Genomic DNA, 24,232 nt, shown 5'->3' on the forward strand with positions numbered 1-24,232 from the left:
TGATGTACGCAGTTGCGCTTTTGAGAACGGAAGATATCATAGCTGAAGACCTGTCCATATCTTCAATATTCATGCTTCTTTGGCCGAAATGAACATATCTTTGAGTAGGCGGCTTAAAAGACGACGTACCGAAATCCGAACACCTAATCGTCGGGATGATGAGAATTCTTGATTGCTTTTTGATATTTTTAACAGGAGTAAGCGATGAAGGAAGCTCTTATCTGCATAAGTATGAGTAGTTCAATAGAGGTGACTAGCTTATCGAGGAGGGACCTAGCATATGAATGTATTAGTTGTAGGTGCATCAGGTACAATCGGAGCTCGCGTCGTCAAGTCGCTTGCGAAAGGTCATCAAGTCACTGTCATCGTTCGACATAAGCATCTCGTCGATCGCTTCGAAAAACTCGGTGTCAAAGCACATTACGTCGATATTGAAACTGAGCTTGAAAAGGTCATTGATCTCGGGGTGGCAGGTCAAAATGCTGTGATTTGTGCAGCGACCGCGGGTGTCGATGGTGAAGCGACTGAAATTGAGTTGCTCGATCGAACGGTTGCTTTAAAAACGATTGATGCTGCGAAAAAGGCGCGTGTCCGTCATTTTGTCCTCCTCAGTGCCTATGGCGCTGATCGACCAAATCAATTTAAAAAAGAAGTTTATCCATTCTATGCCGCAAAAAATGCGGCAGAAGAGCAAATTGAGCATAGTGGTTTGACGTATACAATCATTTGTCCGGTCAACATCGTTGATGGAGAAGGTCTTGGACTAATCGAAGCCGATGAGGATTTAAAAGATGTAAAAGATGCAACGATTTCTGAAATTGATGTCGCGTCGATTTTGGCGGCATCGGTCGATAATCGGGCACTTTTCAATCGACGTTTAGAGGTGAAACAAGGAAAAACATCACTAAATGAAGCGCTTGGTGGAGACGAATCGTTTGAAAGCATCAAAGACAATCGTCGGGTTAAACAACAACTTCCTCGCTATAATTGACAGTAAAAAAGGATGTATATAAACGAGCATATCACTTCCGGGGAAAATGGAAGGGTATGCTCGTTTTTTCATAGATTCAGAGGCTGATTCTGCTACACTAATAGAAAGAGGGAGTGGGCAGCAGTTGAAAAAATATTTACTATACGTGATTGTCGGGTTAGCGATTAGTGGGATTGCATATAAAAGCTATGACGCCTATAAAGCACAACAGATTAAAGAATTTACTCAAGCGACGCAACAAGCGCAAGGCGGATTAGAGATTGGAATGAAGGCACCGAATCTCAAGCTGGAACAGGATGGAAAAATGGTGGAACTATCTGATTTGACGAATCGATTGATTGTGATCAATTTTTGGGCGACCTGGTGTCCACCATGTAAACAAGAAATACCTGAATTAAACGCCTTTGCTAAAGCGGTGGACGTGCCCGTCTATGGCATCAACGTGACGACATCCGAACGAAAGGTTTCAGATGTAGCCGATTTTCTGAAAGAGACTCCTGTTGATTACGGGGTGCTCTATGATACGCAGGGCCAATCAGAAAATGCTTATCGATTAGTCGCGATGCCGGCGACTTACGTCATTGATACGGATGGAGTCATCGTCGCAAAACACATTGGTCCTGTTACATCAAGTATGCTAAAAGAGATGGTAGGGAAAAAGGGAGGATGAGGGAATGGAGATTCACTGCCGCGACTGTTCTTATCACATCGTCGCTGAAATCGGTCAGCGGGAGGAATGGGGGGAATTCCCTTCGATGCTAACCTATGGACTAGAACAGTACAGAACAGCATTGCCTTTTTTATTCGTGCCGCCTTATCAGGAACCACTCATTAGCCGAGCGCACATCGATGATCAAAACCGGGCGATGTTAATTAAGAACTATCATGCACATATCGATGCAATTGAAGGCGGGTGGGTCCCGCATCAATACGATTTGTTTCAGTGTCCCTGTTGCGATACGATTTCAACACGTTTTTGGTGTGCACTCTTCATTACTTCAGCTATCATCGAACCGATTCATCGCTGTGAACGAGATGAGACAGTACTACATCGAATTTCGATTGACGATTTGCACCACGCGAAGTGTCCCGAATGTAGGCATCAGTCTTTGTACGTAAGGAATGATTAAACGCGAAAAAGCCATTTAGAAGATGGAAAGACTGACCTGGGCAAGGGCGCTCAAGTAGTCGATTCATTGTCTAAATGGCTTTTTAATTATCATCAACCCATTTGCCGAAAGGAAAACGTCTGAAAGGACGATTGGGATGTACTCGATGCATCAATTGAATACGTTGTACCATCAAAAAGTATTGTGTCACCTAATCGTGCCTCAGTCGGTAAATAGCGGCGAGGGATAAAACTTGAACCGTTCTCCCAGAGAAGAACAGCATATTTACCATCAAGCCGTTCAAGCGTACCACGTTTGATCATATTGGACTCCTCCTACAATTACATCGAAGGCAACCATTTTAAAAGGGTTGCAGTATCTCTCTCTAGTTCTCTGTAATTTTAATCTTATGTTTGGTATATTCCCACTTCGTTTTATCTTTACACTTATTTATCTAAATTAGTCGAGAATCGCTTGAATATCACTCTTTCACATGTAGAAGTGAGAAAAAAGAGGCATACCATTCGACTTATGAATGGTATGCCTTACTGATAATAGATTTACGTCACGCGACACTCTTCGTGACTTGTTTTTTTGTTGGTCGTGTAAAGGCGAAGATAAAAGTGAAGAGGGGAGATAAAATTAAGAAAAAGGCAAATGGCACATACGATGTGACGGGCACACCGAGTGTCGAGGCAAAGAATGCCCCGGATACACCCCAAGGAATCAAAGGATTAACAAGTGTGCCGCCATCTTCAAGCGCACGGGATAAAAACCGTGGGTCAATTGACCGTTCTTCAAAAATTTTCTTGAAGGCTTGTCCCGGTAATAAAATAGACAAGTATTGTTCACCTGCCATGAAGTTAACGCCGATTGCAGCAAGTGCAGCAGACGAGATGATACTCCCGTCACGTTGCAGTTTCGAAACGGTTTTTTCGATAATGACATCGATGACTCCGATACCACGTAAAACACCGCCGAACGCTAACGCGAGCATGACGAGGGAGACGGACCACATCATTGATTGGATGCCACCTTTACTAATGATGCTCGCAACCGTTTCATTCGTTGTTTCGAGCTTGAGACCATTTTGGATGACAGACATCCATTGCGCGATGTTCCAATTTCCTTGAACGAGACCTGTGAGTAATAATCCGCTTAAAACGCCTGCAATCAATGTTGGAATGACTGGCATCTTCCGAATAGCGAGCACCATCACGAGAAGCGGAGAAAGCAATGTCCAAGGAGATAAGCGGAAAAGGCTATCGAGTGCTTGTTGTGTTGCTCCAATCGCTTCTGAATCAATTGATCCTTCACCTCGTCCAAAAATAAGGAAGAGAACAAATGTGATCGCGATAGCGGGAATTGTTGTTCCCATCATAAAACGAATATGATCAAAAACAGAGACGTTGACGATACCTGGTGCGAAATTCGTCGTATCCGATAAAGGAGACATTTTATCTCCAAAACAAGCACCGCTGATGATTGCACCTGCAGCAAGGGCGGGATTGACACCAAGGACGACGGCGATTCCCATCAAGGCGACACCGACCGTACCAATTGTAGTAAATGAACTGCCTGTAAAGGTCGAAACGATCATCGCGATGATTAAAGCGGTTGGTGCGAACCAGGTCGCAGATAATGTCGATAAGCCATAATGGAGCAAGGTTGGAACGGCACCACTCATCATCCAGACGGCGATTGTCATGCCGACGAGTAACATGATTAAAATCGGTTTAATCGCTTCTCGAATACCGTTAATCATATGTTCTTCAAGTTGACTGAAAGGGAAGCGGCGATACACGGCATACCCTACAACAAAAATAAGACTGGCGAGTATAGCGAGATGGGGTTCGGCCTGTGCACCGAATAATGCGGACAATAAGATAATGATACTAATTCCTAGGATAGCTGCGGATTCACGAAAGGACATGCGCATGCTTCCACCTCCTTATATCTTTGTTACGTTTATGCTTGTTTGCTTTTACGTGTGAAAGTAATGAACAAATGCAATCTTATCGAAGATTCTCGACTGCGTCAACTAAGAAAGTTTTACAGCATGTAGACAAAGTAACATGGGGTGAAAAAAGCTTTTCCCTTTTTCGTTGCTTTCCTCAGGCGAGGGCAAGGCGTTGCTCCTTGACCCTACGGACAACGAGCAGGGTCTTGTCTACCTCTGACAGGTCGTGTCAAAAACGTACTTTTTCCCGTAGGAATCAACGGAAAAGCGACGCTTTTTAGGCCGTAGCGCAGGGAAAGGTAAACCGTACAGCCGTTTTAGAGCGCGCTCGGTCTTGAATCGCTTTAAATTGCGAAAAGCAACTTTCCGCGATCCCCGGCAGCTTTGCTTACTGTGACGTGGAAGATTGCAGCTTTGAAGACGAGGTGAGACAAGGAAGCGTGAACGGACAGCATTTCCATGTAGAATTATTGCTTTTCATAAGAGTTTGTCTACAGCCTGAGTTTTATTCAGAAATATAACCAGGAATACAAAAAAATGTGACGATTTTTTGTCGTAAACGCTTTCTTTTTTATAAAAAATCTTGCACAATAAGAAAGTAGTGATGTCGATTTTGTGAACAAGAGGAGGATACATATGTTTACAGCGATTTTTGTTGTTGTTATTGCTTTGATGGGGGCAAGCGTTTTTGGAATCGATCATCTCGTCGCACAACGTGCTGAAAAAAGATGAGAAACATGAACTAAAAAGACTTTGACCAGTTACATCTTACTGAAAGGTGTCATCGGTCAAAGTCTTTTTTTGTGTATAAATTAATAAAAATACATTTGACAGTATAAATATACATGTGTTTAAATCAGTTTATCATTATTAACGAAGGAGTATCCGACATGAAATGTACAATCATAGGTGCGACGGGATATACAGCAGTCGAATTGATACGAATGATTGAGCAACATCCCCATTTAGAAATCGTCTCTCTCGTGAGTGATTCGAAGGCAACTGAATCGATTACGGAAATATACACATTCATGAATAAAAAAAACTATTCCCTCTTACAGGAGTTCTCACTTGCTCATTTAGAGGAGGTTGGAACGGAACTCATTTTTTTGGCGACTCCAAGCGGAATTTCAAAACAGTACTTAGAGCAGCTGAAAGATTGGAAAGGGAAAGTCATCGATTTAAGCGGCGATTTACGTCTCGACCAAATATCATATGAACATTGGTACGAAAAACCAGCGGTCGAGCCAATGATTCAAGCAACAGCAACATACGGACTATCAGAATGGAACCGCGAAGCGATAAAAACGAGTCGTTTGATTGCCAATCCAGGGTGTTATGCGACGGCCGTACTCCTCGGTCTCCTACCATTTTTAAAAGAACAGGTCATCGAGCCGGTGCCGATTATCATTCATGCCAGTTCAGGGTTATCGGGAGCCGGGAAATCCTTTAGCGAACAGACACATCATGTGCGATCGAATGAAAACATGCGTCTGTATAAGATGAATCACCATCAGCACATCCCCGAAATCGAATCGGTCATTCAAACCGTGACGGGGCAAGACGCAATCGTTTCGTTCGCGACACATTTAATTCCAATCAATCGCGGAATCATGGCGACGATGACATTGACTCCACGCATCAATAAATCGGAAACGCAATGGCGTGAGTGGCTCCATGCATTTTACGAGAACGAACCTTTCGTCCGAATTAACGGAAATGATCCGGAAATTAAATCGGTCGTCGGCAGTAACTACTGTGATTTGACGATATACGCTGACGCGAGAACAGGACATCTGACAGTCGTTTCAGTCATTGACAACATGCAAAAGGGTGCAGTCGGGCAAGCGATTCAAAATGCGAACTTGATGTGCGGATATGAGGAAGCACTCGGTTTGACCCAGCAACCATTATTCATTTAAAGGAGGAACGAACGTGTTGAACTTACAAACCGTGTCACCGTTGACGCTGACGACACCAAAAGGCTTTAAGGCGACAGGTATACATGTTGGACTCAAACGAAAACGGAAAGATTTGGGCTTGTTGGTATGTGAAGGAGGAGCGAGTGCGGCGGCTGTCTATACGACAAATCAAATGCAAGCAGCACCGATTATAGTGACAAAACAAGCGATGGAAGCCTCAGAGGGGCGTATTCATGCCATTTTAGTCAATAGCGGGAATGCTAACGCCTGCACCGGTGAATTAGGTTTGACCCATGCCTATACGTCGCAACACGCAATCGCGAATCACTTACAGATTAAACCGGAACAAGTCGCAATCGCATCGACCGGGATCATTGGTCAAACGTTGGCGATTGACACGTTAGTAGCTGGAGTCGATCAACTGGTGGCGAGTGAGGCGGAAGAAGAAGCGGATGCTTTTGCCCATGCGATTTTAACGACTGACACAGGTATCAAAACGGCCGGGTATCAATTTTTGATGAATGGAAGTGAAGTTTCGATTTGCGGTGTTGCGAAAGGGTCAGGAATGATTCATCCGAACATGGCGACGATGCTCGGATTTTTAACGACCGATGCGACCGTCGAACCAAACGTCCTGCAAACGATATTAAAACGCTCAATCGACCGGACGTTCAATTGCATTACGGTCGATGGTGATAGTTCAACCAATGACATGGTCATGATGTTAGCGAGTGGTGCGGCAAAAACGCCGACAATCATGCTTGATACGCAAGAAGCGGAGCAGTTTGAGCAGGCGGTCACGCATGTCTGTCAAGAACTTGCGAAGCTCATTGCACGAGACGGAGAGGGCGCAACGAAGTTGATTGAAGTAACGGTTCAAGGAACGGACGAAGAACGATTGGCACGAAAAATCGCCAAACAAATCGTTGGTTCTTCGCTCGTTAAAACCGCGATTTTCGGAGAAGACGCGAACTGGGGACGAATTGTAGCAGCAATCGGAAGCATCGATGAACCGATTGATGTTTCGAAAATTGATATTCGGATTGGTTCACAGTGGGTCTTACGACAGAGTATGCCGATTTTGTTCGATGAGACACTTGCTTCAAATGAACTTGCGGCGGATACGGTAGCGATTGAAGTCGATTTAAATAGTGGGTCGGCCGTTGGACGTGCCTTCGGATGTGATTTGACGTACGACTATATCAAAATCAATGCGAGCTACCGGACATGAAACAACGAAAAATGATCAAACTCGGTGGGAGTATTTTTGAACAACTCGATTCCCGTTATTTTAAAGAATGGAAAGACTGGTGCGATGCTGGTCACGAATTAATCATCTTGCATGGTGGCGGCCCCGCTTTATCAGCTTATTGTGAAACCTTAGAAATCGAATCCGTCTTCCGGGAAGGCGTCCGTGTGACGACCGAGGAGGTCTTACTCGGGGCAGAACGTGTCCTCGGGGGCGAGGTTCAGTCAAAAATCGTTTATCAGCTCAATCGATCAGACCTACCTGCAGTCGGATTGACGGGGATCGACGGTGCAAGCATTGGCGGAGAGCAACGACAAGGGTTAGGGGCAGTTGGTGATATTCGCTTCGTAGATAAAACCTTGTTTGAAACGCTACTCGGCGCAGGCTATATTCCGGTCGTGACGTCGCTGATTACCGGTCCGTCCGGTGCGCTTAATAGCAATGGCGATACATGTGCGATTGCCGTCGCAAACGCACTCGATGTCGATGCGTTTGAGCTATTGACGGATGTCGAAGGAGTCCGGTTAGATGGTGTTTATCAAGCAGTCGTCACGCGAGAAATGTTGGAAGGCGGCATAAAGACAAATGAGATTCATGGTGGCATGATTCCGAAAGTAGAAGCGGTGATTGAAGCATCAAAACAAGGGATTCCAGACGTTCGGATTCGGTCCGGGAAATACGTGACGAGTCAGGGGACTCGCGTCAAGGAGGAAACAGATGAGCGCATTACTACCAACTTATCAACGTCATAATATCGAATTAGTCGAAGGGACGGGATCGTTCGTCAAAGATACGCAAGGCATCACGTATCTTGATTTTATGATGGGGATTGCCGTTTGCAACACGGGACATCGGCATCCTTACGTAGAGCAACGCCTCAAAGAACAACTTGGTCAGCTTTGGCATACGTCAAATTTATTTGAAAGCAGTAAGCAGGAACGTGTCGCGACGCTACTGACGGAGAACAGTCACTTGAGTCATGCTTTCTTCTGTAACAGCGGAACAGAAGCGAATGAAGGTGCGTTTAAATTAATTCGCAAATGGACGCAAAAAACAGAAATCTTGTCATTCAGCCAATCGTTCCACGGGCGGACATTCGCGATGATGGGAGCGACAGGTCAAGAAAAAGTCAAAGAAGGCTTCGGTGAAATGGTAGCGGACTTTAAACACCTCGTGTTCAACGACTTAAGTAGTTTAGATGCCATCACGGAAAAAACGGGCGCCGTTTGGCTTGAAATCATCCAAGGTGAAGGTGGTGTCATCGTCGCGGACGATGCTTGGTTGGAGGCGTTAATGAAACGGACAAAAGCGTATGGCGTCAAAATCGTCGTCGATGAGGTCCAAACGGGGATTGGGCGAACTGGATCACGTTTCGCTTTTGAACAGACACCACTAAAACCAGATATCATTACAGTCGCGAAAGGGCTCGGAAGCGGTTTTCCGGTTGGAGCGATCATCACGACTGCGGAAGCGGCGACCATATTTACACCGGGGACACACGGCTCGACATTTGGCGGGAACCCGCTAGCGATGACAGCAGCGGAAGCGACACTCGACCTTCTGTTGACAGACGAGCTTTTACACGAGGTGCAGGAGAAAGGAAATTACTTGATGAGACGACTCGCAGCAGAGTTGCCTGAAACAAGTCTGCATAGTGTTCGAGGACGTGGTTTGATGATTGGAATTAAATTCGAACGACCGGTCGCTGGAATTGTCCAAGCGCTTCAACAAGTAGGGATGCTCGTCGTCAGTGCCGGACCACACGTAGTTCGTTTATTACCGTCTCTATTTGTGACACGGGAGGAACTAGATCTTGCGCTAGAAAAAATAAAACAAGTCTGCCAACAGGAGGTCATGGTATGAACGGGATAGGTACATTAACGCTTGCAAATGGAACAACGTATTCAGGAGAGCTGGTCGGTACATCATCCGCTAAAGGAGAAGTCGTCTTTTTCACCGGTATGACCGGTTATCAAGAAGTATTGACGGACCCCTCTTACCGTGGACAAATCCTTGTTTTCACGTATCCGCTAATTGGGCAATACGGAATCGCCCATGATGAAGCAGAAAGTAATCAGATTCAAGTCGCGGGTATCATTGTTCAAACGCTCGCACAAAACGGAGCACGAACGAATTTTGCCGACTGGTTAGCAGAAGCGGATATACCTGTTCTGACAGGAGTCGATACACGGGCGCTTGTCCATCAACTTCGATCATCTGGCGATCAAATGGGAAGTATTGAGGCAGACGCTCTATACGAGAAACGCCATCAGACAGGAATCGCATCCGTTTCCGTCCAGACGATGAAAACATATGAACTCGAGAATGCTGATGGACATATCGTTTGTCTGGATTATGGCGTCAAAAAATCGATGATTGAAGCTTTACTGGCACGGGGTATGCGCGTGACAGTTGTTCCATTCGATACAGAAGCGTCCGCCATCAAAAGATTGCAACCGGACGGGCTGTTATTCTCGAATGGTCCTGGAAATCCGGATCAACTTGAACCATTTCTCTTAGAAATTAAACAGCTCGCGATGGATTATCCGACGCTCGGCATTTGTATGGGGCATCAAATCATCGCGAAAGCCTTCGGCTGCCAAATCACGAAACAACATCACGGGCACCGGGGGGCAAACCACCCCGTCCGTCACCTTGCTTCCGGTCGTGTTTTTATGACCTCGCAGAATCATGGGTACGTCGTTGAGGCAGAGAGTGTTGCGGCGTCAGAGCTAGTTACAGCATACGAACATATTAACGATGGTTCGATTGAAGGATTGATTCATCCATCGCAACCAATCATGACGGTGCAGTTTCACCCAGAAGCAAATCCGGGACCGACAGAAGCAATGGTCGTGTTTGATCAATTCGTCGCCTCGGTTTTATCACAGGAGGTAGCCCATGTTGGATAACAAAAAAGTCATGGTCATTGGATCGGGACCAATCGTCATTGGTCAAGCGGCGGAATTTGATTACTCCGGAACGCAAGCATGTCAAACACTTCGGGAAGCGGGCTGCGAGGTCATTCTCATGAATTCGAATCCGGCTACGATCATGACGGATCCGTCGACGGCGGATCAAATATATATCGAAGCGATGACACTCGAAAAGGCGACAGAAATCATCGAACGAGAACGCCCGACGCATTTACTTGCGACCGTTGGAGGACAGACAGCTTTGAACCTGTCGCTCACGCTGGATGAAGCGGGCATCCTCGAGCAATATGGTGTTTCGCTGCTCGGAACATCGCTCGAAACGATTCGGGATGGAGAGGATCGTGAACGTTTCAAACAACGGATGATTGAATTACATCAACCACTCCCGGATAGTCAAACGATTGAAACGATTGAGGAACTGGAGAATTTCATGGAGGACCACGGTGTACCCCTTGTCATCCGTCCTGCGTTCACATTAGGGGGAACCGGTGGTGGAATCGCGACGACGAAGGAAGAAGCACGTACGCTTGCGATGAACGGTCTGCAAGCAAGTCCGATTTCCCAGTGTTTGGTCGAAGTCAGCATCGCAGGTTACAAGGAAGTGGAATATGAAGTGATGCGTGATGCATACGATACGACGATTATCGTTTGTAACATGGAAAACATCGACCCAGTCGGTGTCCACACGGGTGACTCGGTTGTCTTTGCACCAATCCAATCGATTTCTGATCGAATGAATCAACTTCTTCGGACCGAGGCACGTCGCATCGTTTCCGCACTCGGTGTGATTGGTGGTTGCAATATCCAATTCGCGATTCATCCGACAGAGCACCGGTATTTCGTCATCGAAGTCAACCCGCGTGTCAGTCGTTCTTCCGCCTTGGCCTCGAAGGCAACAGGGTATCCGATTGCAAAACTAGCGACACGTCTTGCGCTCGGTGAACGCTTGGATGATTGCATCAACCCTGTGACGAAAGAGACGATGGCGAGTTTTGAGCCGGCACTCGATTATATTACGGCGAAAGTACCATGTTTCCCGTTTGATTTATTTTCAGGGTGTGACCGTGCGCTCGGAACACAGATGAAGGCGACCGGTGAAAGTATGGCGATGGGGAAAACGTTAGAAGAAGCACTGCAAAAAGCATGGCGTGGTGCAGGGGTCGAACAGGCACCACTCTATCCATCGTGGATGCGTGAGGCGACGAGTGAGCAGTTGTGGAAGGAAATCACGACTCCAACCGATTTACGGTTGTTGGCGATGCTCGCCTTGCTCGATCGTCAGGCGACGACGCAGGACGAACTAGCGGCACAGACAAGTATCCAACCGCTCTTTTTAGAACTGTTTGCTCGGTTGCTGACGATGCGCGACTCGCTCGACTTGACGAAACCTGTTTCCATTCAACAAGCGAAACGGCACGGTTTTACCGATCAGCAGATTGCCGACATCACAGGTGTGGCAGCGGAAGATGTCCACGAACTGCGGATAGCGCATGACATTACTCCCGCCTTCCAAATGATTGACACGTGCGCAGCAGAATTCGTCAGTACGACTCCTTATTACTACGGAAGTTGGTCTGGGCGAACTGAAGTACAACTATCGAATCAACAAAAGGTCGCAGTCATCGGAGCGGGTCCGATTCGAATCGGACAAGGCATTGAATTCGATTACTGCTCCGTCCATGCGGTCCGCGCTTTACAACGTGCCGGGTACGAAACCATCATGATTAACAACAATCCGGAAACCGTTTCGACGGATTTCGAAGTGGCAGATCGCCTCTACGTTGAGCCGTTGACGATTGAGGATGTCGTTCATGTCTTAGAAGCAGAACAATGCCAAGATGTCCTTGTTCAGTTCGGGGGACAGACGGCAATCAGCTTAGCAGCCGATCTCGAAGCACGTGGGTATCAGTTATTAGGCACGACCTCAGACACGATTGATGCGATGGAAGACCGCCACCGGTTTTACGATTTTCTCGATCAATTAGACATCAAGCATATTCCGGGAGAAGAAGTCATGACAGTTGATGCATTAAAGAAAACTGTGATGGCACTTGGTTATCCTTTAATCGTTCGTCCATCGTATGTGATTGGCGGGAAAGGGATGCATATTTTAAACGACGACGCGATGTTAGAAGCGCTTTTACCATCGCTGACATTCCCCGCGCTCCTCGATGCTTACATCGCAGGTCAAGAGTTTGAAGTCGATTGTATTTCAGATGGGACGACGAGTTACGTTCCAATCATTATGGAACAAATTGAGGCGGCAGGCGTTCATTCAGGTGACTCGACGATGGTTCTTCCGCCAAAGTCAGCCTCAGCTCAGCTACAAAATGAAATCGAGCGGATTTCTAAAAAAATCGGTCAGCATCTCTCATACCGTGGAGCGTTCAATATTCAATTCGTCGTCAAGGGACAACAAATCTATGTTCTAGAAATTAATCCTCGCGCGTCACGGACATTACCGATCGTCGCGAAGGTAACGGGACAACCGTTACTTGAATGGGCTGTAAAGGCAGCAATTGGTCAAAAAATCGAATTGCCGTCAGAGCGGATGGAACTCTCTTTCCATGCGGTCAAGACACCGGTCTTCTCGACGTTGAAACTGACACATGTCGATCCAAAAACGGGTCCGATCATGCGTTCGACCGGAGAAACGTTACAGTGGACAGAAAATGGTCATGCAAAGGAGCGTTTCTTATTCGATGAAACAACGAAACGTCACATGACCAAACCTGCGCATACGATTGCTGGTCACGGGACAGAAGCGTGGGGACAAGCGACGCCGCTCGGAGATTTCCCTGTGTTTGACGAGTGTGTTGCCTTTTTTTCTTTCATTCCTGAAGAAAAAGGACTCCGGGAACAAGCGCTTGCAAAAGGCGTTCATGTCATTACTGAGCAACATCTAGCCGAATATTACGAAACGGTTCGTGATTGTGCATCGATTCCAGTCAAGCCGTTAAGCGAATGGATGATCAAGCAAAAGGAGTGGATGAAAGGATGAAGACGAAGCACAAGTTACAACATATGTTGACGCTGGAAGAATTGACGGCTGAAAGTTTAACAGAGCTACTTGAGCTTGCAAAAGCAGTCAAACAATCCCCAAGCGACTATCAAACGGCACTGGCGGGAAAAAAGGTTGCGCTCTTATTCGAAAAAGCATCGACACGGACGCGGATATCATTTGAAGTCGGTGTCGTCGAACTAGGCGGATACCCGGTCGTCCTAAGTGGTGCTGACATGCAAATCGGACGCGGAGAACCGTTAAGCGATACGATCAAAGTCATGAGTCGTTACGTAGATGCATTGATGATTCGGACGTTTGCCCATGAGACGGTCGAAACGCTTGCTACGCATGGAACGATTCCTATCATTAACGGCCTGACGGATCTACATCATCCGTGCCAAGTACTTGCAGATTTGCTGACGATTGAAGAACACTTAGGTTCTCGTCAAGGCAAGATTTTGACGTATATCGGTGACGGAAACAATATGGCACACTCCTTATTGCTCGGTGGAGCACTGAGTGGGATGGAAGTACGTATTTGTAGTCCGGATGCGTATGCGCCGAACGAAAAAATCGTTGCACAGGCGATAGAAATCGCGAAGGCGACAGGTGGAACAATCCAGCTCTTTACGGATCCCGTAGCAGCTGTAAAAGGTTCAGAAGTCATTTACAGTGATGTGTTTACGAGCATGGGGCAGGAGTCAGAGTCGATTGAGCGCCTGAATGCCTTTGCAGGCTATCAAGTGAACCTATCTTTGCTTCGCGAGGCAGCAGATGAAGTCATCTTCTTACATTGTTTGCCGGCACACCGTGGGGAAGAGGTGACGGCTGATGTCATCGATGGGACGCACTCCGTTGTGTTCGATCAAGCAGAAAACCGTCTTCATGCTCAAAAAGCACTGATGATTGAGCTGCTGGGCAAGTAAGTGACAGACGTTGGTTTGTTGCTTGAAAAATAAAATCAAAAAGGAATCTATCTTTCATGCGCTTTTCTCAGTGGAGGTGCCCTCTTGCCCTTTTCCTGTAGAAGTTGCGTGAAGCGAGTGTTTCCTTATCCTTTCTACAAGAGATGAGCTGCGTGTCCTAAATAAACGGACGCCATGATTGAAAAGAATATGCTATGCATTGAAATGGCCGATGATCCCATGAGAAAGGGAGTATCGGCCATTTGGTTGATGTAGGACGGAAACGTCCGTTGTGAAAATCGATATCGGAGTGACTCATGAGTCAGTCCCCCTTGTCCGGTGAAAGAGACGAAGGGAATTAATCGAACTGCCGTCGTGCGAGACGGGCTTCATGCTCTTTATTGACCTGTCGTTTATTTTTTTCATGGAGGCGATGCATGAAGGGAGTTCGTTGCCAAGATGCAGACCATTCCGACTCTTTTCCGGCACGGAGGCCGAGAATATAATCATAACTATGATGTAGACGTTCAATCATATCCGTCCGCACATCACAGATATGTCCATGACCTGGTACGAGCAATTTCACCTCGTATTCATAAATGAACGATTCAAGTAGTTCGAGCGTCGTTAAATATTCCGTCGAGTCATGTTCAATCAAGGGGATTTCAACATCTGACGCATAATCCCCACAAATGAGTAAATTCATTGGCATGACGACGAAGGATAGGTGTGTTTCTTCATGCCCCGGCGTCAAAAAGAAAATAAGTTTAGTCGATCCGATGGTGAGTGTTGTTTCCGATTCTTCAATGATATGCGTGATCTCCGGAAAGAGGACAGGAGAATCGATATAGTATTCATCATTAAAATTTTGAACTTCTTCTAAAGCGACTTGTGTGTCAGTTTCGATGAACCGACGCGATGCAATCGCGATGGCGTCTTTAAAAGCATAAGCTCCTAAAATATGATCAAAGTGAGCATGGGTGTAAACGATATAGAGCGGACGTTCATGGCGGATGATTTCAACATCTCGGCGAATCGTCGCAATTTCATCCGGCAACCAGCCGGGGTCGACGACAATCAAGCAATCCGGCGTTTCAATCAAGGTTGAAGTTGTTTTCATCAATGTACTTTGATAGACGGTCACGCCCGGCATCTTCATCTGGATCATGAAATCCCTCCTTTTATATCGAACTATACCCTGAAACGATGAGGAATTACCCTAGAAGACAACAAAAAAGACGGCTTGCATCGCGCAAGCCGCCTGCCCTCTAGAGGGATTATGGTCGTTGACCTATGTTATGTCTTAAAATTGGAGCGGGTGAAGGGAATCGAACCCTCATCATCAGCTTGGAAGGCTGAGGTTTTACCACTAAACTACACCCGCATGAGTGCTACATGAAATATAGTAGCATAGCAAAGCAGTTATTTCCATAACTTTTATGAAAAAAGCTATTTCGGTTGATTTTATGTGTACAATAATAATAGCTAAATCGTTTACATGAGCTTCCTGTAACGATTGTGAATGGCTGAAGATGGATAGAGGAGCGTATGAGTAGTGAACAAAGTTCAAGTTTGGAGCGAACAGCCGATGGGAAAAGGATGGAGGGCACAATGCCATCATCAAATCGATCGTCATCGCTTCACGACAGGAGAGTGGTTCCTTAACGCAAGCTTACTTGCCTTTTCGATTGAACAGGATGCGGATATGTTACCGGACGTGCTTCCGAACGTGTTGAACATCCCGCTGGTCTCTGAACGGATGAAACAGGCGCTTGAACAGTTTACACCGTTTTCTGTTCAATGTCTTCGGGTTCAACTTCAAACGAGATCGGGATGGAGCAACTACTATCTCATCAATATACTAGCGGTCAGACGGGTGGAACATCTACATAAGACGAACATTTTCCGACCGATCGGAAAAAAGTATGTCTACTTCATGACAGAGCGACTCGTTCAAGATTCGCTCGGTGTCCATCATCTATTACGAGACGAACTGACAGATCGAATTTTCGTCTCCAGTCAGCTAGCACGGTATTTAGAACGATTAACCGTGACCGGGATACAATTTGACGAGATAAATCGAATGGAGGAATTAATATGAAACAATACACGGTCGATAATTGGATTACACTTGAATATCCACAAGCATTTGAATATCAAGAAGAAGAGACTTTTGTCAGTTTTTATTCGACAGAAGAAAATGCGATGGGAACCTTACAACTTTCGATTTATGAATCGGAATCGGAGGAATTGACGCCATTCGAAGCAGCCGAACAAGAAATCAACCTGTTGGTTGAAGAATTTGATATCGAATTGACGAGTCCACTTGAAACGCGTCGTAATTCAACAAAAGAAGCGTTGCTCGCAGTAGATGGAAAAGAGGAAGGAATTTTTCTTCGCATCTTTGCGTATTCAGATGGAGAACGCCTTGTATTATTAACGTACTCAGCGGATCGCGAATCGCTCGAGTTAGAAGAAATCGAAACAATCATGACATCTTTAAAATGGATTTCTTGAATTGAAAAAGGTGCTAATTCAAAACGATTCCCTTCACAATTCTTTGTGATGGACCGTTTCGCCCTTGGCATAAAAAACGCCGATGATTCCGTTTTTCATACGGAGTCATCGGCGTTTTTTTGCTTCATCTCGTTCATGATGACTGGATGCACACTTGGTTCCCGTATGCAAAAAGCCCTTTTTCTTTGAAATACAGTAAACAAGTGTTTCGCGCACTTTTCAGGGATGACACGCCAACATGCTCTTCACTCGTCCTAAAAGTTTATTTACAGCCGGAGCTGACGTTAACGTCAGCTCTTTTTGTTTCGAATAAGCGCCCTGTTAAGAGCCCTGTTTTCGAATGGAAGCAGGATATGGAGCATTGATATGATTATTCAACCAACCGGCAATGTCTGCGAACACACGAATGCGTTCGAACTCATGGAAGAGTTCATGACGTAAACCGCGATAGACGGTCAATTGAGTATCTTCAACGCGAACGCGATTGTAGGCATCAAACAATGCGTGAATTCCTTTTCCATCAAAGGCGACCGGATCATCTTCTCCGGCGACGAGTAGAAGGGGGAGATGTCGTGGGTGCTGATAAAGATTTGCTAGCGCATTGACGGATTTGGTTGCCGTCAAGAGCTCATGGAAAAATCCGAGTGTTACAGTCTGCCCTGAAAGTGGATCTTCATCATACCGCAAGACGGATTGTGGGTCCGAGGATAACCAGGCATTCGACGAAAGGGCGGGGAAAAAACGTAAGTTGTATCGACCGAATACAGCACGCCCCATCCCTTCAGCTGGTTGTTTGGCGGAAGTATTAGCAATCAACCGTTTGACGAGTTGTTTACTGACTGTTCCTGAAACTCCAGCATCGGTAGGTGGACCACTGGCGATGACGCCTGCTAGCACATGCCCAAGCGTTTGACCAAGGCGTCGTGAGATGAGGGAACCAAAACTATGTCCGAATGCGAAAACCGGTAATTCAGGATACTGTTGCTTAATATCTTGTACGAGTTCCTCTGCGTCCTGAATGAGTTGTTCAAACCCTTGGTTCGGCTCTAGATGACCGAGGGCATCTTGCTGCTGCGCACGTTCACCAAAACAACGAAGATCGGGAATGAAAGTATGGAAGTGGTGAGCATAGAGAAATTCTGCGAATTCGTTATAGCGTGCCCCGTGTTCCATCATGCCATGGAAAACGATGACGACTCCCTTTGGTGCTTGTGCTTCTAGGATCCGCATATTTGTTGTATAGCCATCAGAAGCAATCCAGTGTGTATGATTAATTGTCACATGTCTCATCCTCTCTTGATTACGAAAGACCAAAGATTGTTCCGTCTTCAGCAATCCCCATCTGATTAGCAGCCGGTTTTTTAGGAAGACCCGGCATCGTTAATACATTCCCGGTTAGAGCAATAATGAATCCGGCACCGATGGCCGGCTTGATTTCACGAACGGTGATGGTAAATCCTTCGACCCGACCATATTTTGATGGATCATCCGTTAAAGAAAACGGTGTTTTCGCCATACAAATCGGCAGGTCATTCAGCCCGCGTTCTGCACAACGTTCAAGTTCGCGCAATGCTTTGTCTTCAAAATGTACGTCAGCAGCACCATAGACACGCGTTGCGATTCGTTCGATTTTTTGCTTGAGGGGTAACTCTGCTGGATACAACGGTTTGAATTGACTCTCTTCCTCGAGTGCCTCCATGACTTGACTGACGAGTGCTTCGCCACCAGCACCACCTTGGCTGAAGACTTCGCTCTCTGCGACGCGAATGTTTCGTTCGCGACACCATGTTAAGACGGTTTGCCGTTCTGTTTCTGTATCAGTGAAAAATCGATTGAGTGCGACAACAGCGGGAACACCGAATAAATCCATCGTCTCGACATGTTTTTCGAGCAACGCCAGTCCTTCTGTTAAGGCGGCTAGGTTTTCTTCGACGAGTTGATCTTTTGCGACGCCACCATGCATCTTAAGTGCTCGGATCGTCGCGACAATGACAACAGCATCTGGATGGAGATTACCAATTCTTGATTTGATGTTGAAGAATTTTTCAGCCCCTAGGTCAGCGCCGAATCCAGCCTCTGTCACGACATAATCACTTAACTTAAGTGCAGTCCGTGTTGCGATGAGTGAGTTACAGCCGTGGGCGATATTTGCAAATGGCCCGCCGTGAATTAAAGCGGGTGTTCCTTCGACGGTCTGGACAAGGTTCGGACGGAACGCTTCTTTTAGCAGTAATGTCGCAGCTCCCGACGCTTCAATGTCTTTGACCGTGATTGCTTGCTGATCATAAGAATAAGCGACGACGATCCGGCTGATCCGTTCTTCTAAATCTTTTAAGGAGTCGGCTAAGCATAAGACGGCCATGATTTCGGAAGCGACTGTAATATCGAAACCGTCTTGTCGTGGAATGCTGTGTGCGGGTCCCCCTAGACCAATCGTAATGTTTCGGAGGGCGCGGTCATTCAAGTCGAGAACGCGTTTCCAGGTGATGCGACGTGGATCGATGTGAAGCTCGTTTCCTTGATGCATGTGGTTATCGAGTAAAGCACTAATCGTATTATGAGCCGAAGTAATCGCATGCATGTCTCCAGTGAAATGAAGATTGATTTCTTCCATCGGTAACACTTGACTATACCCACCGCCACAAGCGCCACCCTTTAATCCCATAGTTGGTCCAAGGGAGGGTTCGCGTAAACAAATCATCGTTTTATGATTTTGACGATGGAGTGCTTGACCTAAACCGACGGTCACAGTTGATTTTCCCTCACCGGCAGCCGTCGGGTTGATGGCTGTGACTAAAATGAGCTTCCCATCCGTTTTAGTTGCGAGGCGAGTTGCTAATCCATCACTTAACTTTGCTTTGTACTTTCCGTAGCTGTCGTAATCAGCCTCCGTAAGTCCGATTTGATCAGCAATCTCAGAGATTGGTTTTAAAATCGTTTGTTGTGCAATTTCTAAGTCAGAACGAATGGTTTTTTCCATGGCAGCTTCTCCCTCTCCAATTATAGATTTCTCTCTATTTCCTTATAGTAGCGTATCTAAAACAGACACGCCAAATAATCGTTCAATATTTTCCACCCAAAGAGTCAAATCGTTACGTTTTCATTTTTTGTCGAATTTCGTAATGTAAGGTAGAGGAGGGATGATAAATGGCATCAGGCAATAAGAAAAAACTAAAACGCGGACTGGATTTCTGGATGTTCGTAGGACCGGTTTTTTTGGTTTTCGCGGTCATTGTTCTTGTTCCATTTTTTAATGGCGTTATGTATTCATTCACGGATTGGAACGGGATTACAGGTGAACTGAATTGGATTGGTTTTGACAATTATGTTCGATTGTTTACGAGTGATGAACAGTTCCAACAGTCATTTTGGTTAACGACGCGCTATACAATTGTTGCTGTTGTCTTGACCAATCTAGTTGGATTCATCCTGGCATTTTTATTAACACAAAACATTCGGACTCGTAATTTTTTACGAACGATTTTCTTTATGCCGAACTTGATTGGTGGATTGATTCTTGGGTTCATCTGGCAGTTTATTTATGTAAAAGGTTTTTCTTCGATTGGCGAGTTAACGGGTTGGAGTCTTTTTGAATTACCATGGCTCGGAGATGCACGAACAGGTTTTTGGGGAATCGTCATCGTCTCGATTTGGCAAGGTGGCGGGTACATCATGGTCATCTATATCGCTGCGTTACAAAATGTACCGCAAGAATTGGTTGAAGCGGCAAAAATTGATGGAGCGAATCGCTTATCGACACTGCGTAATATTACGATTCCATTGATCATGCCGTCGGTGACGATTTGCTTATTCTTAACGATTTCCTGGTCATTCAAACTGTTCGACACGAACTTATCGTTAACGAACGGTGGTCCGTTCAAGTCGACAGAGATGCTCGCTTTGAACATCTACAAAGAATCTTTTACAAATAATAATTTAGGACTTGGTTCAGCGAAGGCTGTCATCTTCTTTGTGGTCGTTGCGGCGATTACAGTCACACAGGTCTACTTAACGAAAAAGCGGGAGGTGGAAGCATGAGTACAGCCCAACCTTTACCGACGCCAGAAAAACAAACGCCAAAACAAAAACCGAAAAAAAAGGGACGCTATTCGATTCGACTTGGAATGGTCGAAATTGCGGCGCTCATCATGGGACTGCTCTATATGATCCCCTTTTACTACGTACTTTCGAATTCGTTTAAGTCGAGAGGGGACATCTTTACGAATACATCCGGTCTTCCAAAAGAGTGGATGGCTTCAAACTACGTGGATGCCTGGGAAGCGATGAACTTCGGAAGAGTGTTTTTGAATTCCGTCATCATCACGGTCGGTGCGAATGCAATCATCGTTATTTTCTGTTCGATGGCGGCATGGAAACTCGTTCGGACGAAAACACGCTTGTCGACGATTATTTTCTTTTTGTTCGTCGCAGCGATGATCATTCCGTTCCAATCAATCATGATTCCGTTATCGAAGTTATCGGGTCAGCTCGGTTTGCAAAATAGTTACTGGGGCTTAATCTTGATGTATCTCGGGTTTGGATCAGGATTATCGATTTTCTTGTATCATGGGTTCATGAAATCCATTCCGGAAGAAATCGAAGAAGCGGCCATTATCGATGGTTGCTCACAGTGGGGTGTCTTTTGGCGGATCGTCTTCCCGCTCCTTAAGCCCATCACGGTCACAATCGTCATCTTGAACACGCTTTGGATTTGGAATGACTTTTTGTTACCATCGCTGATGTTACGTGATGTTGATTTACGGACGATTCCACTGGCGACTTTCTATTTCTTCGGTCAATACACGAAACAATGGGACTTGGCGCTTGCCGGACTCGTGCTTGGTATCATCCCGTTACTGCTCTTCTTCTTCGCGATGCAAAAGCAAATCATTCAAGGAATTACGAGTGGTTCCATCAAATGATTTTTGAAAGCGAGTTCTCGCTTCTGCGGGAACGCTTTTGCTTGATAAACTTAATCAGACTAATCAGACAATTTTATTTTTTTGAAAAAAAAAGCTTTTCAAAGTGTGACGGCATAGTGTACGATAATCTCAATTCAATTGTAACAACGACGTTGAAGGGAAGAGTAACACCTTGAAAAACCGTATTAGCGAGCTGGGGACGGTGAGAGCCCAGTCGGAAACAAGTTGTGAAGAACATCCTGGAGTCGCTACCCGAACACGATTGTCAGTAGGCGTAGCCGGAAATGCCTGTCCGTTATCATATGGCCGAAGATTGAGATGATGATTCATCAAGTCTTTTGAGTGAGTAGCTTTGCTACTAACATGGGTGGTACCGCGGAACCGAGTCTTTCGTCCCATATTCTTGGGAGAGAAGGGCTCTTTTTTATGGCTTCTTTTTCAAAACACAATTGAGGAGGAAGAAAACCATGACAACACTCGTATCGATGAAACAGACACAGGAAGCCATCACACTCGTAAAAAAACGCTTTGAGGATCAGTTCTCTAAAACACTCGGATTGACACGTGTAGAAGCACCTTTATTCGTAGAAAGCACACTAGGTGTCAACGATCACTTAAACGGAACGGAGCGTGTCATTCGCTTTGATGCAATCGATCATCAAGTAGAACTTGAAATCGTTCAGTCACTCGCGAAGTGGAAACGCCAAGCGTTGCACACATATGGGTTTGCAGAAGGCGAAGGGCTATATACATTGATGCATGCGATTCGTCGGGATGAAGTACTCGACGCGACACATTCGATTCATGTTGATCAATGGGACTGGGAACGGATCATCTCAAAAGAAGCTCGGACAATCGATTCATTAAAGACAACGGTTTTATCCATCTATGAAACGATTCGCCAAGTTGAATTAGAAGTTCAAGAGCAGTTCGGGATTGAAGCGACGTTACCGAAGACGATTCATTTCATGACGACACAAGAGCTCGAAGATTCGTATCCGAGCCTATCATCAAAAGAGCGGGAAACGGCAATTACAAAAGAGTACGGTGCGGTTTTCCTTATGCAAATCGGCGGAGCTTTAGCTTCTGGAGAAAAACATGATGGCCGAGCAGCTGATTACGATGACTGGTCACTAAACGGTGATATTTTAGTTCATCACCCGGAAATTGGTGCTTTTGAGTTATCATCGATGGGAATTCGCGTCGATCGGGCGGCACTCTTGTCTCAAATCGATACGACAGGAGAACACGAAAAATTAGAGTTTCCTTTCCATCAAGGTGTTCTTTCGGAGACACTCCCGTTGACGATGGGAGGAGGGATCGGGCAATCACGAATGGCGATGTTCCTATTGAAGAAACGTCACATCGGGGAAGTCCAAGCATCCGTCTGGTCAGAGGAAACGCGTCGTTCGTACCGCGAGCAAGGTGTGCACCTCCTGTAAGCGAGTGGCTATATTATATAGAAGAAATGAAAATGAGATCTCACAAACGTGGGGTCTCTTTTTTAGTATGAGTAAGTTCATAAGACCTTAGACGGAGGGAAAACGTGTTGAATTGACGTATAATGGGCATAAGAATAAATAAGAAAGAGGTGAAGACATGTCTGCATTACTCATTACAGGACTGGTATTTGCGTTATTATTTGTTCTATTTCTTTGGTTTAACATTAAAGGACTTCGAACGATGTGGCGTGATTATAAAGAAACAGGCTCAATGGTAGCACTAGGTTTCTTTATTGTAGGTGTGATTGGTATTTTCACTGGTGTATGGACGACACTTGTCGTCATCATCTATTATCTCCTCCGTCCGCGAGGTTAAAAAAGAGGAGGGGTCAAGCCGTGTTAGAGTGGTTATTTGCAGCTGGAGAGTCAAATCTCTGGCTTTTTTTAGGGATTATGATTCTTGGATTAGGTACTGAATTAATTCCGGCAGAAGTCGGGTTACCCTTACTGGGTCTGTATGTCTCAAACGGAACACTCGGCTGGACGACGGCTGTCTTAATCGGCTTCTTTGGTAGCCTGATGGGAGCGACATTATTTTATTTTTTAGGTCGTTATGCTGGACGCCCATTACTCGTCCGTTACGGGAAATGGTTATTGATTAAAGAACGGGAAATCGATCAAGGGGAACGAATTGTTTCGAAATACGGAACGTGGTCAGCACTATTTGGTCGTTTCTTTCCTGTCGTTCGATCGGTTGTCTCGATTCCCTGTGGACTATTTAATCTTTCTTTCAAGCGTTATATCCTTGCTTCGAGTGTCGGATTATTTCCGGTCTCGTTCTTCTATATTTGGCTAGGAGAAAAATTTGGGGTAGCACGTGCAGAGTCGATGTTAAAAGCACTTGAAAAAGAACTGTGGTGGATTCTCGGGATTATCATCATCGGAATCGTCGGTTACATTATTTATCGTCGGAAATCGAAAAAAGGAGAATCGTAAACACGATTCTCCTCCGCGTGTAGACAAACTCTTGTGAAGCGTGAAGCGTGAACATGCTATAACGAGAGGCAATCCGTTCGCGCTTCCCTGTCTGTCTCGCCGTCTTCAAAGCGGCAATCGGTCACGCCGCTACAGCAAAGCTGCAGGTCGCGACCGATTACTTTTCAGGGTTCTAAGTGATTTGAGACGGATTGCGCTCTAAATTGTCTACATGCCCGGCTTTCCGTCATGGTATTCCCTAAAAAGCGTCACGTTTCGTTGACTCCTGCGGGAAAAAGT

The 24,232-nt window shown here is 45.8% G+C and carries 22 protein-coding genes, 1 tRNA gene and 1 other annotated feature; of the genes, 17 read left to right on the forward strand and 6 right to left on the reverse strand.

What is annotated here, in order from left to right:
* Positions 1-280 precede the first annotated feature (280 nt).
* From KNP88_RS11210 to KNP88_RS11220, 3 genes are all read left to right on the forward strand, one after another.
* The gene (locus KNP88_RS11210) at positions 281-991 is read left to right on the forward strand and encodes an NAD(P)H-binding protein (RefSeq protein ID WP_029332690.1); all 711 of its coding nucleotides are present in this window, start codon (positions 281-283) and stop codon (positions 989-991) included.
* A 124-nt stretch (positions 992-1,115) separates the two neighbouring features.
* The gene (locus KNP88_RS11215; protein ID WP_214893804.1) at positions 1,116-1,661 is read left to right on the forward strand and encodes a TlpA family protein disulfide reductase; all 546 of its coding nucleotides are present in this window, start codon (positions 1,116-1,118) and stop codon (positions 1,659-1,661) included.
* 4 nt (positions 1,662-1,665) lie between these two features.
* On the forward strand, positions 1,666-2,121 hold the full coding sequence (locus KNP88_RS11220; RefSeq protein WP_214893805.1) for a hypothetical protein: 456 nt from the start codon (positions 1,666-1,668) through the stop codon (positions 2,119-2,121).
* Between the two features lie 92 nt (positions 2,122-2,213).
* On the opposite strand, the gene KNP88_RS11225 is transcribed toward KNP88_RS11220, so the two are convergent.
* A complete protein-coding gene (locus KNP88_RS11225; RefSeq protein ID WP_029332693.1) occupies positions 2,214-2,423 on the reverse strand; it encodes a DUF3006 domain-containing protein in 210 nt (69 codons plus the stop codon).
* Between the two features lie 242 nt (positions 2,424-2,665).
* Entirely contained in the window at positions 2,666-4,039 is a 1,374-nt protein-coding gene (gene nhaC, locus KNP88_RS11230; RefSeq protein ID WP_214766686.1) for a Na+/H+ antiporter NhaC, read from the reverse strand.
* 911 nt (positions 4,040-4,950) lie between these two features.
* Here nhaC and argC point away from each other — a divergent pair.
* From argC to argF, 7 genes are read left to right on the forward strand one after another with little or no spacing between them, the layout of a single operon-like run.
* Complete coding sequence (argC, locus tag KNP88_RS11235; protein WP_214893806.1) at positions 4,951-5,982, forward strand: N-acetyl-gamma-glutamyl-phosphate reductase; 1,032 nt, start codon at positions 4,951-4,953, stop codon at positions 5,980-5,982.
* 13 nt (positions 5,983-5,995) lie between these two features.
* The gene (gene argJ, locus KNP88_RS11240; RefSeq protein ID WP_214766684.1) at positions 5,996-7,213 is read left to right on the forward strand and encodes a bifunctional glutamate N-acetyltransferase/amino-acid acetyltransferase ArgJ; all 1,218 of its coding nucleotides are present in this window, start codon (positions 5,996-5,998) and stop codon (positions 7,211-7,213) included.
* A complete protein-coding gene (argB, locus tag KNP88_RS11245; RefSeq protein WP_214893807.1) occupies positions 7,210-7,983 on the forward strand; it encodes an acetylglutamate kinase in 774 nt (257 codons plus the stop codon). The genes argJ and argB overlap by 4 nt, the downstream gene beginning before the upstream one ends.
* Positions 7,949-9,094 carry an acetylornithine transaminase gene (locus tag KNP88_RS11250; protein ID WP_214893808.1) on the forward strand — a complete coding sequence of 382 codons (1,146 nt, stop codon included), beginning with the start codon at positions 7,949-7,951 and terminating at the stop codon, positions 9,092-9,094. The genes argB and KNP88_RS11250 overlap by 35 nt, the downstream gene beginning before the upstream one ends.
* A complete protein-coding gene (locus KNP88_RS11255; protein WP_214893809.1) occupies positions 9,091-10,143 on the forward strand; it encodes a carbamoyl phosphate synthase small subunit in 1,053 nt (350 codons plus the stop codon). Before KNP88_RS11250 ends, KNP88_RS11255 begins: the two co-directional genes overlap by 4 nt.
* The gene (gene carB / locus KNP88_RS11260; protein WP_214893810.1) at positions 10,133-13,168 is read left to right on the forward strand and encodes a carbamoyl-phosphate synthase (glutamine-hydrolyzing) large subunit; all 3,036 of its coding nucleotides are present in this window, start codon (positions 10,133-10,135) and stop codon (positions 13,166-13,168) included. Before KNP88_RS11255 ends, carB begins: the two co-directional genes overlap by 11 nt.
* Positions 13,165-14,097, forward strand: a complete 933-nt coding sequence (gene argF, locus KNP88_RS11265) for an ornithine carbamoyltransferase (RefSeq protein ID WP_214805443.1) — start codon at positions 13,165-13,167, stop codon at positions 14,095-14,097. Before carB ends, argF begins: the two co-directional genes overlap by 4 nt.
* Positions 14,098-14,434: 337 nt before the next feature.
* Here argF and KNP88_RS11270 read toward each other — a convergent pair whose 3' ends face one another.
* Entirely contained in the window at positions 14,435-15,244 is an 810-nt protein-coding gene (locus KNP88_RS11270; RefSeq protein WP_029332702.1) for an MBL fold metallo-hydrolase, read from the reverse strand.
* A 142-nt stretch (positions 15,245-15,386) separates the two neighbouring features.
* Positions 15,387-15,460: transfer RNA gene (locus KNP88_RS11275), tRNA-Gly, on the reverse strand.
* A gap of 171 nt (positions 15,461-15,631) precedes the next feature.
* On the opposite strand from KNP88_RS11275, the gene KNP88_RS11280 reads away from it, so the two are divergent.
* Both KNP88_RS11280 and KNP88_RS11285 read left to right on the forward strand, forming a co-directional pair.
* Positions 15,632-16,177, forward strand: a complete 546-nt coding sequence (locus tag KNP88_RS11280) for an imm11 family protein (RefSeq protein WP_235195200.1) — start codon at positions 15,632-15,634, stop codon at positions 16,175-16,177.
* Positions 16,174-16,593 (forward strand): hypothetical protein, encoded by a 420-nt coding sequence (locus KNP88_RS11285; RefSeq protein ID WP_088836374.1) that lies wholly within the window; start codon positions 16,174-16,176, stop codon positions 16,591-16,593. Before KNP88_RS11280 ends, KNP88_RS11285 begins: the two co-directional genes overlap by 4 nt.
* A 321-nt stretch (positions 16,594-16,914) precedes the next feature.
* On the opposite strand, the gene KNP88_RS11290 is transcribed toward KNP88_RS11285, so the two are convergent.
* Together KNP88_RS11290 and KNP88_RS11295 are read right to left on the reverse strand one after the other, a co-directional pair.
* Complete coding sequence (locus tag KNP88_RS11290; RefSeq protein WP_214893812.1) at positions 16,915-17,883, reverse strand: alpha/beta fold hydrolase; 969 nt, start codon at positions 17,881-17,883, stop codon at positions 16,915-16,917.
* 10 nt (positions 17,884-17,893) lie between these two features.
* Positions 17,894-19,573 carry a formate--tetrahydrofolate ligase gene (locus tag KNP88_RS11295; protein WP_214893814.1) on the reverse strand — a complete coding sequence of 560 codons (1,680 nt, stop codon included), beginning with the start codon at positions 19,571-19,573 and terminating at the stop codon, positions 17,894-17,896.
* 167 nt (positions 19,574-19,740) lie between these two features.
* Between KNP88_RS11295 and KNP88_RS11300 the strand changes: the two genes are divergently transcribed.
* The 5 genes from KNP88_RS11300 to KNP88_RS11320 all read left to right on the forward strand — a co-directional run bounded on the left by KNP88_RS11300 (position 19,741) and on the right by KNP88_RS11320 (position 23,953).
* A complete protein-coding gene (locus KNP88_RS11300) occupies positions 19,741-20,631 on the forward strand; it encodes a carbohydrate ABC transporter permease (RefSeq protein ID WP_088836377.1) in 891 nt (296 codons plus the stop codon).
* A complete protein-coding gene (locus KNP88_RS11305; protein ID WP_088836378.1) occupies positions 20,628-21,515 on the forward strand; it encodes a carbohydrate ABC transporter permease in 888 nt (295 codons plus the stop codon). The genes KNP88_RS11300 and KNP88_RS11305 overlap by 4 nt, the downstream gene beginning before the upstream one ends.
* A gap of 143 nt (positions 21,516-21,658) precedes the next feature.
* Positions 21,659-21,916: a binding site (T-box leader), on the forward strand.
* Positions 21,917-21,982: 66 nt separating this feature from the next.
* On the forward strand, positions 21,983-22,957 hold the full coding sequence (asnA, locus tag KNP88_RS11310; protein WP_214893815.1) for an aspartate--ammonia ligase: 975 nt from the start codon (positions 21,983-21,985) through the stop codon (positions 22,955-22,957).
* 157 nt (positions 22,958-23,114) lie between these two features.
* Positions 23,115-23,333 carry a hypothetical protein gene (locus KNP88_RS11315; protein WP_214766666.1) on the forward strand — a complete coding sequence of 73 codons (219 nt, stop codon included), beginning with the start codon at positions 23,115-23,117 and terminating at the stop codon, positions 23,331-23,333.
* A gap of 20 nt (positions 23,334-23,353) precedes the next feature.
* Entirely contained in the window at positions 23,354-23,953 is a 600-nt protein-coding gene (locus tag KNP88_RS11320) for a DedA family protein (RefSeq protein ID WP_214766664.1), read from the forward strand.
* Positions 23,954-24,232 lie beyond the last annotated feature (279 nt).

This window comes from Exiguobacterium sp. H66, assembly GCF_018618705.1.
Classification (GTDB): Bacteria; Bacillota; Bacilli; order Exiguobacteriales; family Exiguobacteriaceae; genus Exiguobacterium_A; species Exiguobacterium_A oxidotolerans.